The following is a 12,436-nucleotide window of genomic DNA, read 5'->3' as shown; positions in this document are numbered from 1 at the left end:
GCTCATCCCTCCTCAATAATGGTGGCTTTGGGCTGGCCACCCAGCACAGCCGCCAAGGCGCCCTTCTCATAGATGGAAAAGACGCCGATAGGCAGTGCGTTCTCGCGACATAAGGTGATCGCGGTAAGATCCATCACTTTCAGGTCTTTGGCAAGCACTTCTGTGAAAGTGAGGCGGTCATAGCGCTGTGCGGCGGGGTCTTTGACCGGGTCGGCGGAGTAGACGCCGTCGACTTTTGTGGCTTTGAGCAGGATCTCTGCATCGATCTCGCAGGCGCGCAGCGCAGCGGCGGTATCGGTGGTGAAAAACGGGTTGCCGGTGCCCGCCACAAAGATCACCACGCGGTTTTCATTCAAGTGCGCCACGGCGCGGTCGCGCTGAAACGCCTCGGTGACTTTGGGCATCTCCAGGGCGGTCTGCACCACCGTCTCCACGCCCAGGGTCTCCATGGCGCTCTGCAGGGCCAAGCCATTGATCACCGTGGCCAGCATGCCCATCTGGTCGGCGCGGGAGCGCTGCATGCCCACCGCCGAGCTGGAGACGCCGCGGAAGATGTTGCCGCCGCCCACCACCAGGGCGATTTGGACCCCCATCTGATGCGCATTGCGAATTTCCGAGGCCACTTCGCTGACAAAGTCGGGATCCAGACCATAGCCGCGATCGCCCATGAGGGCTTCGCCGGACAATTTGATCAACACCCTGCGTTTCTGCTGTGTGGCCATGATGGTTCAGGTCTCCGTGCAATGGTGGCGTCAGATGAAAAAAACACCGACGCGCTTGCGCGCGTCGGTGTTGGGGTTCTGCTATCTACAGCATGATCAGCCGCCGATCTGCTCGGCGACTTCCGCTGCAAAATCCTTCTCTTCTTTCTCGATGCCTTCACCTAGGACGAAGCGGGCGAAGCCTGTGAGTTTGATCTCGGCCCCCATCTCCTTACCGGCGGCCTGCACCACCTTGCCGACCTTTTGGTCGGGGTCGATGACGAAGGCCTGGTCCAGCAAGCAGACCTCTTCGTAGTACTTGTTGATGCGGCCAATCACCATTTTTTCAATGATGTTGTCGGGCTTGCCGGAGGCTTTGGCCTGCTCGGTCAGCACGTCCTTCTCACGATCCAGAGCGGAAGCGTCCACCGAGTTGCGGTCCAGGAACAGCGGCGCGGCGGCGGCCACATGCATGGCCAGTTGCTTGCCCAGTTCAGCCAATTTGCCTGCATCGCCGGTGGACTCCAGAGCCACCAGCACGCCGATTTTGCCACCGCCATGGATGTAGCTGGCGACCACGCCGGACTCCACGCTCAGCACCGCAGCGCGACGCAGGGACATGTTCTCGCCGATGGTGGCCACCAGGTGGGTCAGCTCATCGCCCACATTGCGGCTGGAGCCGGGAAAGGCTTGGCCCTTGAGGGTCTCGATGTCGGTCTCGCCGCTGGCCAGGACCACGCCCGCCATGGCGTCGACATAGCCGACGAAACCGTCATTCTTGGCGGTGAAGTCGGTCTCGCAGTTGACTTCCACCAGGGCGCCTTTGGTCCCTTCGGAGGCCGCAGCCACCTTCCCTTCAGCCGCCACGCGGGTGGATTTCTTGGCCGCCGAGGAGATGCCTTTTTTGCGCAGCCAGTCAACAGCCGCTTCCATGTCGCCATCGGTCTCGCCCAAGGCTTTTTTGCAATCCATCATGCCCGCGCCAGTCTTCTCGCGGAGCTCTTTCACCATACCAGCGGTAACCGCCATTGCGCTCTTCCTTCAGTGCGTAGTTCAGATCTTTGGGACCAAAGCGTGCAGCGTCCCGCTTATTCCGCGTCGGCGGCGGCTTCCATCTCGGCGGCCAGGGACTCGTCGGCGCTCTGCTCAGCCGCTTCGCCCAGGCTGCGACCGCCCAACTCGCCGCCTTCCAGCACCGAGTCGCCCACTTTGCTCAGGAACAGGCCCAGGGAGCGGATGGCGTCGTCGTTGCCGGGGACCACGTAGTCGATGACGTCGGGATCGCAGTTGGTGTCCACCAGGGCCATCACGGGGATGCCCAGCTTGCGGGCTTCTTTCACCGCGATGGACTCCTTGCGGGTGTCCACCACCACCATCAGGTCGGGCAGACGCTCCATGTTCTTGATGCCGCCCAGGGCGCGCTCGATCTTTTCGGCTTCACGCTCCATCATCTGCCCTTCCTTTTTGGTGTAGGAAGACAGGGAGCCCTCTTCGCGCATCTTTTCGATGTCCTTGAGGCGACGGATGGAGCCTTGAATGGTGCGCCAGTTGGTCAGGGTGCCGCCCAACCAGCGGTGGTTCACATAGTATTGACCGCAGCGCTTGGCTTCGCGGGAAACCAGATCGACGGCTTGACGCTTGGTGCCCACGAACAGCACGGAGCCGCCCTTTTGCACGGTATCGCGCACCACGTTGCAGGCGTCGCGCAGCATCACAACGCTCTTGGAGAGGTTGACGATGTGCACGCCGTTGCGGGCGGTGAAGATGTAGGCGTCCATTTTGGGATTCCAGCGCTTGGTTTGGTGGCCGAAATGGAAGCCTGCGTCGAGCAGTTCACGAATTGAATACTTAGCCATGGTTTCCGTTCTCTCTTTCCGGTTCGGTTATGCCTCCGCCCGGCGTTTTGAGCGGCCATCCAACCCATGTGGGCACCGGGACAGCCAACGCTTGTGGGCGTGCGAAGTAAAAAGGGACGTCCTTTTACCACGTCAGCTTGTCAGATGCAAGGAATCCGACCCGCTGAGGTAAAATCTTATTGAAACGGGGCCGGATCGCCGGAGCCCACCCGCAACACCTCCACTGCGCCGCCAGTCAGATCCACCACCGTGGAGGGGTGTTCCGGCAGCACGCCGCCATCGATGATCAGGTCCACGCGCTTCTCCATCACCGAACGGAAGGCGACGGGATCCGACAGAATCTCCTCGCCGGGCAGTTTCAGCGAGGTGGAGAGCAGCGGCTTGCCGATCTGCTCCAGCAGCGCATGGCAGATGGCGTGGTCCGGCACTCGCAGACCAATGGTCTTGCGTTTGGTCAGCATCGACTTGGGCGCTTCGCGGGTGGCGTCCAACACAAAGGTGTAGGGGCCGGGCAGGAAGCGCTTGAGCAGACGATAGGTCTGATTGTCCACCATGGCGTACTCGGAGATCTGCGACAGATCCGCACACAGCATGGTGAGCTGGTGGTTGTTGGCCAGACGCTTGATCTGCGTGATGCGCTCGATGCCCTTGCGGTTGTCGATCAGGCACCCCAGCCCGTAGGTGGTGTCGGTGGGGTAGACGATGACGCCGCCTTGGTTCAAAATGGATACAGCCTGATTGATCAACCGGGGCTGTGGATTGTCCGGGTGTATGGTAAAGAACTGGCTCATGTTCTCGGCGGCTTCTGTGTGCATTCGGAGAGTATCCGGGGATGTCCAGGACGGGAGGCTTTGACTGCTGAAGGCGCGCTGATCGGCGCCGTCAAATGCATCCAGAATTGCGTCCTCTACGTAAACCTGCCTATCTTGTCACACTTTTCACTGTTACTAAAGGGATGGCGCCATGCCTGAATATCGCTCGAAAACCTCCACCCATGGCCGCAATATGGCCGGCGCGCGCGCCCTGTGGCGCGCCACTGGCGTCAAGGAGGCCGATTTCGGCAAGCCCATCATCGCCGTGGTCAACTCCTTCACGCAATTCGTTCCCGGCCACGTGCACCTGCGCGAAGTGGGCAAACTGGTGGCCGCCGAGGTCGAGGCTGCGGGGGGCATCGCCAAGGAGTTCAACACCATCGCGGTGGATGACGGCATCGCCATGGGTCATGACGGCATGCTCTACTCCCTGCCCTCGCGGGAGATTATCGCCGACTCCGTGGAATATATGGTGGGCGCCCACACCGCCGACGCCATGATCTGCATCTCCAACTGCGACAAGATCACCCCGGGTATGTTGATGGCGGCGCTGCGGCTGAACATTCCGGCGGTGTTCGTCTCCGGCGGTCCCATGGAGGCGGGCAAGGTGACCATGGAAAATGGTCAGATCAAAAAGGCCGATCTGATCGACCCCATGATCGCCGCGGGCGACGCCTCGGTGAGCGACAAGGACGTTGAGAGCTTGGAGCGCTCCGCCTGCCCCACCTGCGGCTCCTGTTCCGGCATGTTCACCGCCAACTCCATGAACTGCCTGACCGAAGCGCTGGGCCTGTCGTTGCCGGGCAATGGCACGCTGCTGGCCACCCATGCGGATCGCAAAGAGCTGTTCCTGGCGGGTGCGCGCCGCATCGTCGAACTGACCGAGCGTTATTATAAGCAGGGCGATGAGTCGGTGTTGCCGCGCAGCATCGCCACTTTCCAGGCGTTCGAGAACGCCATGTGCCTGGATATCGCCATGGGCGGCTCCACCAACACCGTGCTGCACCTGTTGGCGGCGGCGCAGGAGGCGGAGGTGGACTTCACCATGGCCGACATCGACCGCCTGTCGCGTCAGGTCCCCTGCCTGTGCAAAGTGGCCCCGGCCACCGACAAGTATCATGTGGAGGACGTGCACCATGCGGGCGGCGTGTTTGGCATTCTGGGCGAATTGGATCGCGCCGGGCTGATCAATGGCGACTGCCGCACCGTGCACGCGGCCTCCATGACCGAGGCCATCGCCACCGAGGACATTCAATCCGGCCAGGCCAGCGACGCCGCCAAGAGCCGCGCTCTGGCGGCGCCGGGGGGGCAGCCCACGGTGGAGCCCTATTGCCAGTCCCAGCGCTGGCCCGCCGCCGATGACGACCGCGTCAATGGCTGCATCCGCGACAAGGCCCACGCCTACTCCCAGGATGGCGGTTTGGCGGTGCTGTTTGGCAACATCGCCCGCGAGGGCTGCATCGTGAAGACCGCTGGGGTGGATGAGTCGATCTGGAAATTCTCCGGTCCGGCGCGCATTTTCCACAGTCAGGACGCCGCTTGTGAGGCGATTCTGGGGGACAGAATCCAAGCGGGCGATGTGGTGGTGATCCGCTACGAAGGGCCCAAGGGCGGTCCGGGCATGCAGGAGATGCTCTACCCCACCAGCTACTTGAAGTCCAAACACCTGGGCAAGGCGTGTGCGCTGATCACCGATGGGCGCTTCTCCGGCGGCACCTCGGGGCTCTCCATCGGCCACTGCTCGCCGGAAGCGGCGGAGGGCGGCGAGATCGCCTTGATTGAAGAGGGCGACACCATCGAGATCGACATCCCCAACCGCGCCATCAACGTCGCGATTGATGAGCAGGAGATGGCGCGTCGACGCGCCGCCATGGAGAGCGACCCGCACACCGCCTATCAGCCCAGCGGGCGCAACCGTGTGGTCTCCAAGGCGCTGCAGGCCTACGCCGCCATGACCACCTCGGCGGCGCGCGGCGCGGTGCGCGATGTGTCGCAACTGACCGCCAAACGGTAAGCGCGCCATGTCGTTTGAGAAAGATCTGGATAGTCGCCAGCAGCGCCTGAAATGGCATATGCAGCTTTTGGGGCTGCATATCGCCGGATTGATCGCGGTGCTGCTGGCGGTGTTTCTGCCGCAGCCGGTCAGCGGCGTATTGCTGGCGGTCTCATTTGGCGTGGCGGCGCTGCATGGCCGTTTTCTGCGGCGCATCACCGGCAATCCGGCGCACATCTGGATTATCCCGGGAGAGATTATCCTGTTTGGCTTGATCTACGCCTACTATCGGGGTTTGATCTAAGCGGTCACTCCGCGCTGGCGGCGCGGGTCAGGATGCGTCCTTGGCCTCGCGCCGCTTGCGCAGACGCTGGTTGAGCGCCGAGCGGGTGATGCCCAGCATGCCGGCGGCGATGCCTTGATTATCTCCTGCGCGGCGCATCGCTTCATCCACCAACAGATTTTCCGTCTCCTTGAGCGACGGCAGCGATTCAATCTGGGTGAACAGGCCATCGCTGCTGGGTTCGCTTATGCTCTCGGCGTGGGTCGTCACCGGCACGGGCGCGCCGCTCTTCTCGATGGCGTCGCGGAAGCTGTTCATAGAGAGCACCCCGCCCCCATGCCGCGCCACCGCATCCCACACCATGGCGCGCAGCTCACGGATATTGCCTGGAAAGGCGTAGGCGCACAGCAGGGTGCGCAACTCCGGCGGCGGCGTGGGCTTCTTCTTGCCCATCTCCTGGGCGGCTTGGGTCAGGAAGTGTTCCAGCAGCAGCGGAATATCCTCCTGCCGCCTGCGCAGAGGCGGAATCTCCACATGGTGCGCTGATAGGCGATAGTAGAGGTCGCTGCGGAAGGTCCCCGCCTCCATCCCCGCGCGCAGATCGCGATGGGTCGCCACCAGCACGCGGGCGTCGGTGGAGAGCGGCGCATCGCTACCCAGCGGGTAGTATTGGCGATCCTGCAGCAAACGCAGCAGTTTGACCTGAGAGGTGTGGCTCAGATCGCCGATCTCATCGAGAAACAGCGTGCCGCCCGCTGCTTGGGTGATTAGACCCTCGCGGGCGTTTTCGGCGCTGGAGTAGGCCCCTTTGCGGTGGCCGAAGAGGGTGTCGGAGAACAGGTCGTCATCCAACCCCGCCACGTTGACCGGCACGAATTTGCCCGCCGAACCGGTGAGTTCGTGCAGCGCCTGGGCGATCAACTCCTTACCTGAGCCGGTCTCGCCAGTGATCAGCACCGGCTCCTGCGAACGCGCAATGGCCTCCATGTAGCGGAACAGGCCGGTCATGCTCTCGCTGCAAGTGACGATGGCGTCGAACGCCTCCTGCTGCTGCAGACGTCCGTCGAGCAGATAGCGCCTGAGGGTGTCCACCTGATTGCGCAGCGCATTGAGCTCAAGCGCATGTTTGACCGCCGAGATGAAGCGGTTGGGCTCTACCGGCTTGACCAGGTAGTCAAACGCGCCCTCCTTCATGCAGTCCACGGCGGTGTCCAGCTCCTGGGAGGCGGTCATTACCATCACCGGGATATCCGGTTGCGCGCTCTTGAGCTGCTTGAGCAACTCCAGCCCGCTGATCATGGGCATGGTCAGATCCAGCACCACGCAAGCAGCGCCGGTTTGGCGGATCTGATCCATCAGGGTGCGGCCATCCTGCAGAGTCAAGACGTTGGCCACGCCCGCGCCGCGCAAAGTGAGGCGGGCGCTGAACAGAATATCCGCCTCGTCGTCGACCAAAATGACAGGCGGCGTGCGGTTGGCTGGAGCCAGTTCAGATAACATCGTCCGGTGCGCCTAATCCGGGTTCATACTGTGGCAGGATGACGGTGGCGCGCACGCCGCCATGGGGGCGCGGGCTGAACTCCAGATCGCCATCCAGATCGGTGAGCAGCTTATGACAGATGGAGAGTCCCAGACCGGTGCCGCCGCTCTCCTGCCGGGTGGTGTAGAACGGCTCCATGGCCAAGCGCAGTTGTTCGCGCGTCATGCCGCAGCCGTTGTCCTCCACCACGACTCCCACGCGTCCGGAAGGACTGCGCTCGGCGGGGTAGACGCGCACTTCGCCGCCACTGGTCGGCAGCGCCTGCAGAGCGTTGAGAATCAGGTTGATGAACACCTGCTCCAACTGCACCTGATTGCCCAGCGCCAATGGCAGGGAGTCGGGCAGATTGATCGCCACCTGGGCGCTATGCTTGCGGATGGCGTTGTCCAGAATGGCGCAGGAGGCGTCCACCACGTGCTGGAAGTTCACCGCGGTGCGCTGTCCGCTGCCCTCATTGCGCGCCATGCGTTTGAGGTTACTAACGATCTCCTTGATGCGCTGGGCGTTTTTTTCGATATCGCCAATCAGGCGCGGCACCGTCTCGTCCATCTCTTCAAACGGGATGCCCCCCAGTTCAAACGGCCCCTGTTCGCGCGCGACTTGATGCAGGATCGGCATGGCGTCGCGGGAGATGTTGCGCAGCAGATTGGCGTTGAAGCCGATGGCGTTGTTGGGGTTATTGACCTCATGGGCGATGCTGGCGGCGAGAATGCCCACGGTGACCAGATGGGCGTTGCGCATGGCCTGAAGTTGCAGCGCGCGCACTTCAGTCACATCGGTGGCGAACACCAGAATCACCGGCTCCTGATTCTGCCCGCCGATGCGCGAGAAGCGGATCTGCAACCAGCGTTCATTCTCCATGGCGATGGAGATGGCGCTGCGATCGCCGCCCAGAATGGCGCGGCGAAAGCCGCGTAGAAAACGGCTGCGGCTGCTGCTCTGCACCGCATTGGCGAACTGATCCCCCACTTTCAGATGGGAGAATTGCGCCAACGACTCCGGCCGGTTGACGAAACGCACTTCGCCGTCGAAATCCAGCGACACGATCAGGTCCGGCGAGTGCACAAACAGGGAGCGCATGGCGTCTTCGGACTGTCTGCGCGCCTTCTCGGCCTCACTGAGCTCATGGGTGCGTTCGGCCACGCGGCGCTCCATCTCCTCGTTGACGCGCTTGAGCTCCGCCGCCTGCTGGCGGATGATCTCCCGCTGGCGAAACAGATCCAGAAAAACCGTCACCTTGCCGCGCAGAATATCCGGTTCGATGGGCTTGAACAGGTAATCCACCGCGCCGAGGTTATAGCCCTCGAACACATGACGCTCATCCTTGTGGATGGCGGAGATGAAAATAATCGGGATCTTGCGCGTGCTTTGGACACCGGACATCAGGTGCACCACCTCAAAGCCGTCGATCTCCGGCATGTGGGCGTCCAGCAACACCACGGCGAAGTCGCCGTCCAGGATCAACTCCAGGGCTTCCTGGCCATTGGAGGCGGTGACCAGATCCGCATCCAGATCTTCCAGAATGGTGACAATGGAAAGAAGGTTTTCGGGCCGATCATCCACCACGAGGACGCGGGGGTTGCGAATGGCGGGGTCTGTCATAGGATGGCCTGTTTGGGAATCAAGAAAAATTGACTCCATTGATGCAAAAACAGACCGTTATTGCAAGCAACAAGTTGTTACAAGTGTAGAATTATGGCGGTCGGATCACTCCGGCGCGTGTTCGATGAAGCGATATCCGGCGCCGCGCAGGGTCTCGATGTAATCCCCCGCCTCGCCCAGCTTTTGCCGCAGACGTTTGACGTGGGTATCGATGGTGCGGGTCTGTACAGCGGCGGTGATGCCCCACACCTCATCAAGCAGAATGTCGCGGGTGAGCAGGCGTCCGCGCTGCTCCAAAAACGACACCAGCAGCTTGAACTCCATGAAGGTCAGGCGGATCTCTTCAGCTCCGACCCACACCTTGTGGGCAACGCGGTCGATGCGCAGTTTGCCGAACAGAATCTCGCGGCTGGAGGCGGCGGTGGCGGCGTATTCGCGTGAACGTCGCAACACCGCCTGCACCCGCAGCAGCACTTCGCGCACGGAGAAGGGTTTGACCACATAGTCATCGGCGCCGGCCAGGAACCCCGCTTCGTGGTCAGCGCTTTCGCCGCGGGCGGTGAGCATCAGCACCGGGATGTTGCGCAGGCGCTCGTTATCGCGCAGGGAGCGGCACACGTCGAGACCAGAGATGCCGGGCAGCATCAGGTCCAACAGAATCAGATCCGGCAGCGGCGTCTGTGCGGCCAGCCGCAGGGCGTCGCGACCATTGTGGGCGCGGCGGGTTTGATACTGGGCGGCGCGCAGATTGTACTCCAGCGTATCGACCAGATCGATTTCGTCATCGACGATGAGAATCAGAGCGGACATGGCGACCATCCAGCTAACGGGGAAAACGTCCCCCTCTGATGCCACGCGCCAGCCTTGAAGACCACCCCAAAAGGGGTCTCAAGCAGACTCGTTACAACGATTTGCCCGCTGGTCATTTTGGCGTATCGCAGCGGGCGTATTTGTGGAAGGACTGTCAAGCGGCGTCATGACCGCATCACATTGACGTCAAAATCGCTGGGTCGCCCGCACTCTCCTCATTGGGAATCCACGCCTGTTTGGCCACGGCGTCGGCTTCGGGCAGCGGCAGGCGCGCCATCAGGTAGCCCAGACAGTCCAGGCGCACGGCGCGCTCCTCCACGCTGAGCATGGCGGGGATGACCGGAATTCGGGTGACAATGCGCCCCTCATGCACATGCAGATAGTCATGAAACGCCGAGGCGCCGTTCTCATCCTCCACCAGGATATGCGCGCCGTCGCCAACGCTGACCCGCCCCAGCTCCACCCCAGCGCCCAACTCCTGAAAATTCCACTCATCCATGTGGCGCGGAAAGCAGATCTGCGCATCACAGCCAGGGCCGAAACCGAGGGAAAATTCATCCGGCACGCGGATGCGCGCGGCGGCGTGGAGCAGCGTGAGTTGATCATCCGCAGGCGGATGGGTGGGCAGGCGCGTAATCTCCAGACATGCGCGCAGAAACGCCAGCGCATGATCCACCCCCGCCTGTGCGCCGGCTTGACCACACTCCAGGGTCACGGCTGGACACAGCTCGGAGAAGGCCAGGGAGAGCGCGGTTTCGGGGCGGATGAAGTAGACCGCGCGTGGGGCGAACAGCGCCGCCAATTGCAAAGATTGCGCATCCAGTCGGTTGACGCAGGCGTAGTGAGGATTGCGCGAGGTGTTGTTATGGATGTCCACACACAGGAACGCCTCGCGCTGGCGCATCTCCTCCCACACCGTGCGCGCCATGCGCTGCTCCGGGGCGTCATCATCGCCGCGCCAGATGCGGTTGTAATCAGGCTGCTCGGGCAGGCGGCGCACACCGGCGGCGGCGGCGTCCACATTGCCAATGAACAGGGAGATGGCGCGCGGCAACTCCTGATTCTGATATTCAGCCAGCAGCGTGCGCACGGCGCTCCAGCCAGTGGTCTCATCCCCATGCAGCAGCACGCTGATGAAGATCGGTTTATTACGCCGACCGCGCAGATGAATCAGCGTGGGACCGCCCAGACGCTGCGCCAACTGGGCGGCGGGGGTCTGCAGCAGGCCATCGGGAATCGCGTCGAGAATCTGTAGCATCAGCTCAATCCCATTATGTATCCAGGCAGTCCGACAGCGGCCACAAGTGCGCCGGGTCGCCGCTGGCCTGGCGTCGCCAATAGCAACCGCTCATGCGTTGCGCATCGCCGTTGCATTGGCGCCACTGCGCGCTCTGCCACGCCGAGCCGGTCATGCGGGCGCGCACTCTTTGCTCTATAATATCAACATAATTGGCGCTGCCCGCACGCTCTAGCCCCATCGCATGCAGCCCCTCTCGCGCCATCGGAATGAGCTGCTCCTCCAGCAGGGCGGCGGCGCTGATCCGATGATCATCGAACCACCATAGCGTCGCATCCAGCCCATCGCGGGCGGCGCTGTAGAAATTCTCCTTGGCGCGCGCAAATGGCAGCCGACTGTGCAGGTCAGTCAGGTCCGCCAGCGCGTCGGTCAGGCCATAGAACAGCGCCGCATTGGCCACGCAATCGATTACCGTCGGCCCGGCGGGCAGGCAGCGCTGCTCGATGCGCAGCGCTGGCGCGCCGTGGGCGTCGAATCCCAGCACCGGGCGCACCCAACGCCACACCGCGCCGTTGTGCAGGCGCAGATGGCGGAATCGTTCCGGCGGATCTTCGAATGTCTCCGGCAGCAACACGTCGTAGTGCAGCAGGTTTTCGCTGAACAGGCGCATGGGCGAATCGGTGAGATAGTCGGCGGCGAACTGAACTCGTGGGTTCAGATGCGGGTGTCCGCCGCGGGTCCAGCCGGTTGGAATCGCCTGTTCGAAGATGGCGATGCGGGTTTCGCTCCACAGCTTGCGGCCAAACAGCAGCGGTGAGTTGCAACAGGCGGCCAGCAGCGGCGCGCTGGCCGCCAGCGCGGCATTGTAGAAGCTCACAAAACGGGAAGCGGGCGTCTGCAGATGAATTTGAAATGAGGTGGCCGCCGCCTCCAGCATGATGTCATGTCGCCGCAGTTGCAGACGCTCATCGGCGGCGCGGATATCGATCTCTATGGGGGCGCCGCGACGGCGCTGCATGATCTGATCGTTGAGGGCGCGATAGCGCGCCGAGGGCGAGAGATTGTCCAGGGTGAGGTGTTCGTCACGCAAGGTGGGCGGCGCGCCGATGATCATCAGTCGGGCGCCCATCTTCGCCGCCGCCTGCGCAGCGCGCGTCCACAACGCCTGCAACACGCCGTGCATCTGACTGAGCGCATCGCCGGTGAGCGGCTGCGGCGGGGTGTTGAACTCCACGTTGAAGCGCGACAGTTCAGTGGCGGCCAGTTGCGAATCCAGAGCGTTGAGAAAATGTTGATTCATGGGCGCCGGGGCATACATTTCGTCCAACAGCCACGCTTCCAATTCGAATCCGCCCACCAGCGGCGCATTGTCCAGCGCGCCGCTGTGTAACCGATGCGCCAACAGCGCCGTCTCCAGTTGCAGGCGCGCGGCGAATTCGGCAAAGGCGGCGTCATCGAACTGCGTTTGGCGAATCTCCTCTCCCATACCGGCGCTCCCAGCGGATTTACACAGGGTCAGATACGCAAAACCGTGAACCATCAACAGAGAAACCCATCCTATACGTTACACATTGGACAATGGAATGCGCCTGTGGGATCCTC

The 12,436-nt window shown here is 62.5% G+C and carries 11 protein-coding genes; 2 read left to right on the top strand and 9 right to left on the bottom strand.

The window, feature by feature from the left end; all coding sequences use genetic code 11:
* Positions 1–2: 2 nt before the first annotated feature.
* The 4 genes from pyrH to MAIT1_RS08170 form a co-directional block, all read right to left on the bottom strand.
* Positions 3–722, bottom strand: a complete 720-nt coding sequence (gene pyrH, locus MAIT1_RS08185; RefSeq protein WP_085441792.1) for a UMP kinase — start codon at positions 720–722, stop codon at positions 3–5.
* Positions 723–818: 96 nt separating this feature from the next.
* Complete coding sequence (gene tsf / locus MAIT1_RS08180) at positions 819–1,730, bottom strand: translation elongation factor Ts (RefSeq protein ID WP_085441791.1); 912 nt, start codon at positions 1,728–1,730, stop codon at positions 819–821.
* A 59-nt stretch (positions 1,731–1,789) separates the two neighbouring features.
* Positions 1,790–2,557, bottom strand: a complete 768-nt coding sequence (gene rpsB, locus MAIT1_RS08175) for a 30S ribosomal protein S2 (protein WP_085441790.1) — start codon at positions 2,555–2,557, stop codon at positions 1,790–1,792.
* 176 nt (positions 2,558–2,733) lie between these two features.
* A complete protein-coding gene (locus MAIT1_RS08170) occupies positions 2,734–3,348 on the bottom strand; it encodes an L-threonylcarbamoyladenylate synthase (RefSeq protein ID WP_085442024.1) in 615 nt (204 codons plus the stop codon).
* Positions 3,349–3,520: 172 nt separating this feature from the next.
* On the opposite strand from MAIT1_RS08170, the gene ilvD reads away from it, so the two are divergent.
* Positions 3,521–5,383, top strand: a complete 1,863-nt coding sequence (gene ilvD / locus MAIT1_RS08165; protein ID WP_085441789.1) for a dihydroxy-acid dehydratase — start codon at positions 3,521–3,523, stop codon at positions 5,381–5,383.
* Positions 5,384–5,390: 7 nt separating this feature from the next.
* Positions 5,391–5,666 (top strand): hypothetical protein, encoded by a 276-nt coding sequence (locus MAIT1_RS08160; RefSeq protein WP_085441788.1) that lies wholly within the window; start codon positions 5,391–5,393, stop codon positions 5,664–5,666.
* Between the two features lie 27 nt (positions 5,667–5,693).
* Here the strand turns inward: MAIT1_RS08160 and MAIT1_RS08155 are convergent, their stop codons facing one another.
* The 5 genes from MAIT1_RS08155 to MAIT1_RS08135 all read right to left on the bottom strand — a co-directional run bounded on the left by MAIT1_RS08155 (position 5,694) and on the right by MAIT1_RS08135 (position 12,320).
* Positions 5,694–7,145 (bottom strand): sigma-54-dependent transcriptional regulator, encoded by a 1,452-nt coding sequence (locus MAIT1_RS08155; RefSeq protein WP_085441787.1) that lies wholly within the window; start codon positions 7,143–7,145, stop codon positions 5,694–5,696.
* Positions 7,135–8,787, bottom strand: a complete 1,653-nt coding sequence (locus MAIT1_RS08150) for an ATP-binding protein (RefSeq protein WP_158089390.1) — start codon at positions 8,785–8,787, stop codon at positions 7,135–7,137. Before MAIT1_RS08150 ends, MAIT1_RS08155 begins: the two co-directional genes overlap by 11 nt.
* 105 nt (positions 8,788–8,892) lie before the next feature.
* Positions 8,893–9,597, bottom strand: a complete 705-nt coding sequence (locus MAIT1_RS08145; RefSeq protein WP_085441785.1) for a response regulator — start codon at positions 9,595–9,597, stop codon at positions 8,893–8,895.
* Between the two features lie 175 nt (positions 9,598–9,772).
* The gene (locus MAIT1_RS08140) at positions 9,773–10,855 is read right to left on the bottom strand and encodes a M14 family metallopeptidase (RefSeq protein ID WP_085441784.1); all 1,083 of its coding nucleotides are present in this window, start codon (positions 10,853–10,855) and stop codon (positions 9,773–9,775) included.
* A gap of 13 nt (positions 10,856–10,868) precedes the next feature.
* Complete coding sequence (locus tag MAIT1_RS08135; RefSeq protein ID WP_085441783.1) at positions 10,869–12,320, bottom strand: glutamate-cysteine ligase family protein; 1,452 nt, start codon at positions 12,318–12,320, stop codon at positions 10,869–10,871.
* Positions 12,321–12,436: the final 116 nt, after the last annotated feature.

The organism is Magnetofaba australis IT-1 (assembly GCF_002109495.1).
GTDB classification, from domain to species: Bacteria; Pseudomonadota; Magnetococcia; order Magnetococcales; family Magnetococcaceae; genus Magnetofaba; species Magnetofaba australis.
The sequence above is the reverse complement of the archived record's forward strand: the minus strand, read 5'-3'. Positions and strand labels throughout refer to the sequence as shown.

Bases quoted from the DNA above. Each gene is read 5' to 3' on its own strand.
- pyrH (WP_085441792.1), bottom strand. From the start codon at position 722: ATGGCCACACAGCAGAAACGCAGGGTGTTGATCAAATTGTCCGGCGAA.
- tsf (WP_085441791.1), bottom strand. From the start codon at position 1,730: ATGGCGGTTACCGCTGGTATGGTGAAAGAGCTCCGCGAGAAGACTGGC.
- rpsB (WP_085441790.1), bottom strand. From the start codon at position 2,557: ATGGCTAAGTATTCAATTCGTGAACTGCTCGACGCAGGCTTCCATTTC.
- MAIT1_RS08170 (WP_085442024.1), bottom strand. From the start codon at position 3,348: ATGAGCCAGTTCTTTACCATACACCCGGACAATCCACAGCCCCGGTTG.
- ilvD (WP_085441789.1), top strand. From the start codon at position 3,521: ATGCCTGAATATCGCTCGAAAACCTCCACCCATGGCCGCAATATGGCC.
- MAIT1_RS08160 (WP_085441788.1), top strand. From the start codon at position 5,391: ATGTCGTTTGAGAAAGATCTGGATAGTCGCCAGCAGCGCCTGAAATGG.
- MAIT1_RS08155 (WP_085441787.1), bottom strand. From the start codon at position 7,145: ATGTTATCTGAACTGGCTCCAGCCAACCGCACGCCGCCTGTCATTTTG.
- MAIT1_RS08150 (WP_158089390.1), bottom strand. From the start codon at position 8,787: ATGACAGACCCCGCCATTCGCAACCCCCGCGTCCTCGTGGTGGATGAT.
- MAIT1_RS08145 (WP_085441785.1), bottom strand. From the start codon at position 9,597: ATGTCCGCTCTGATTCTCATCGTCGATGACGAAATCGATCTGGTCGAT.
- MAIT1_RS08140 (WP_085441784.1), bottom strand. From the start codon at position 10,855: ATGCTACAGATTCTCGACGCGATTCCCGATGGCCTGCTGCAGACCCCC.
- MAIT1_RS08135 (WP_085441783.1), bottom strand. From the start codon at position 12,320: ATGGGAGAGGAGATTCGCCAAACGCAGTTCGATGACGCCGCCTTTGCC.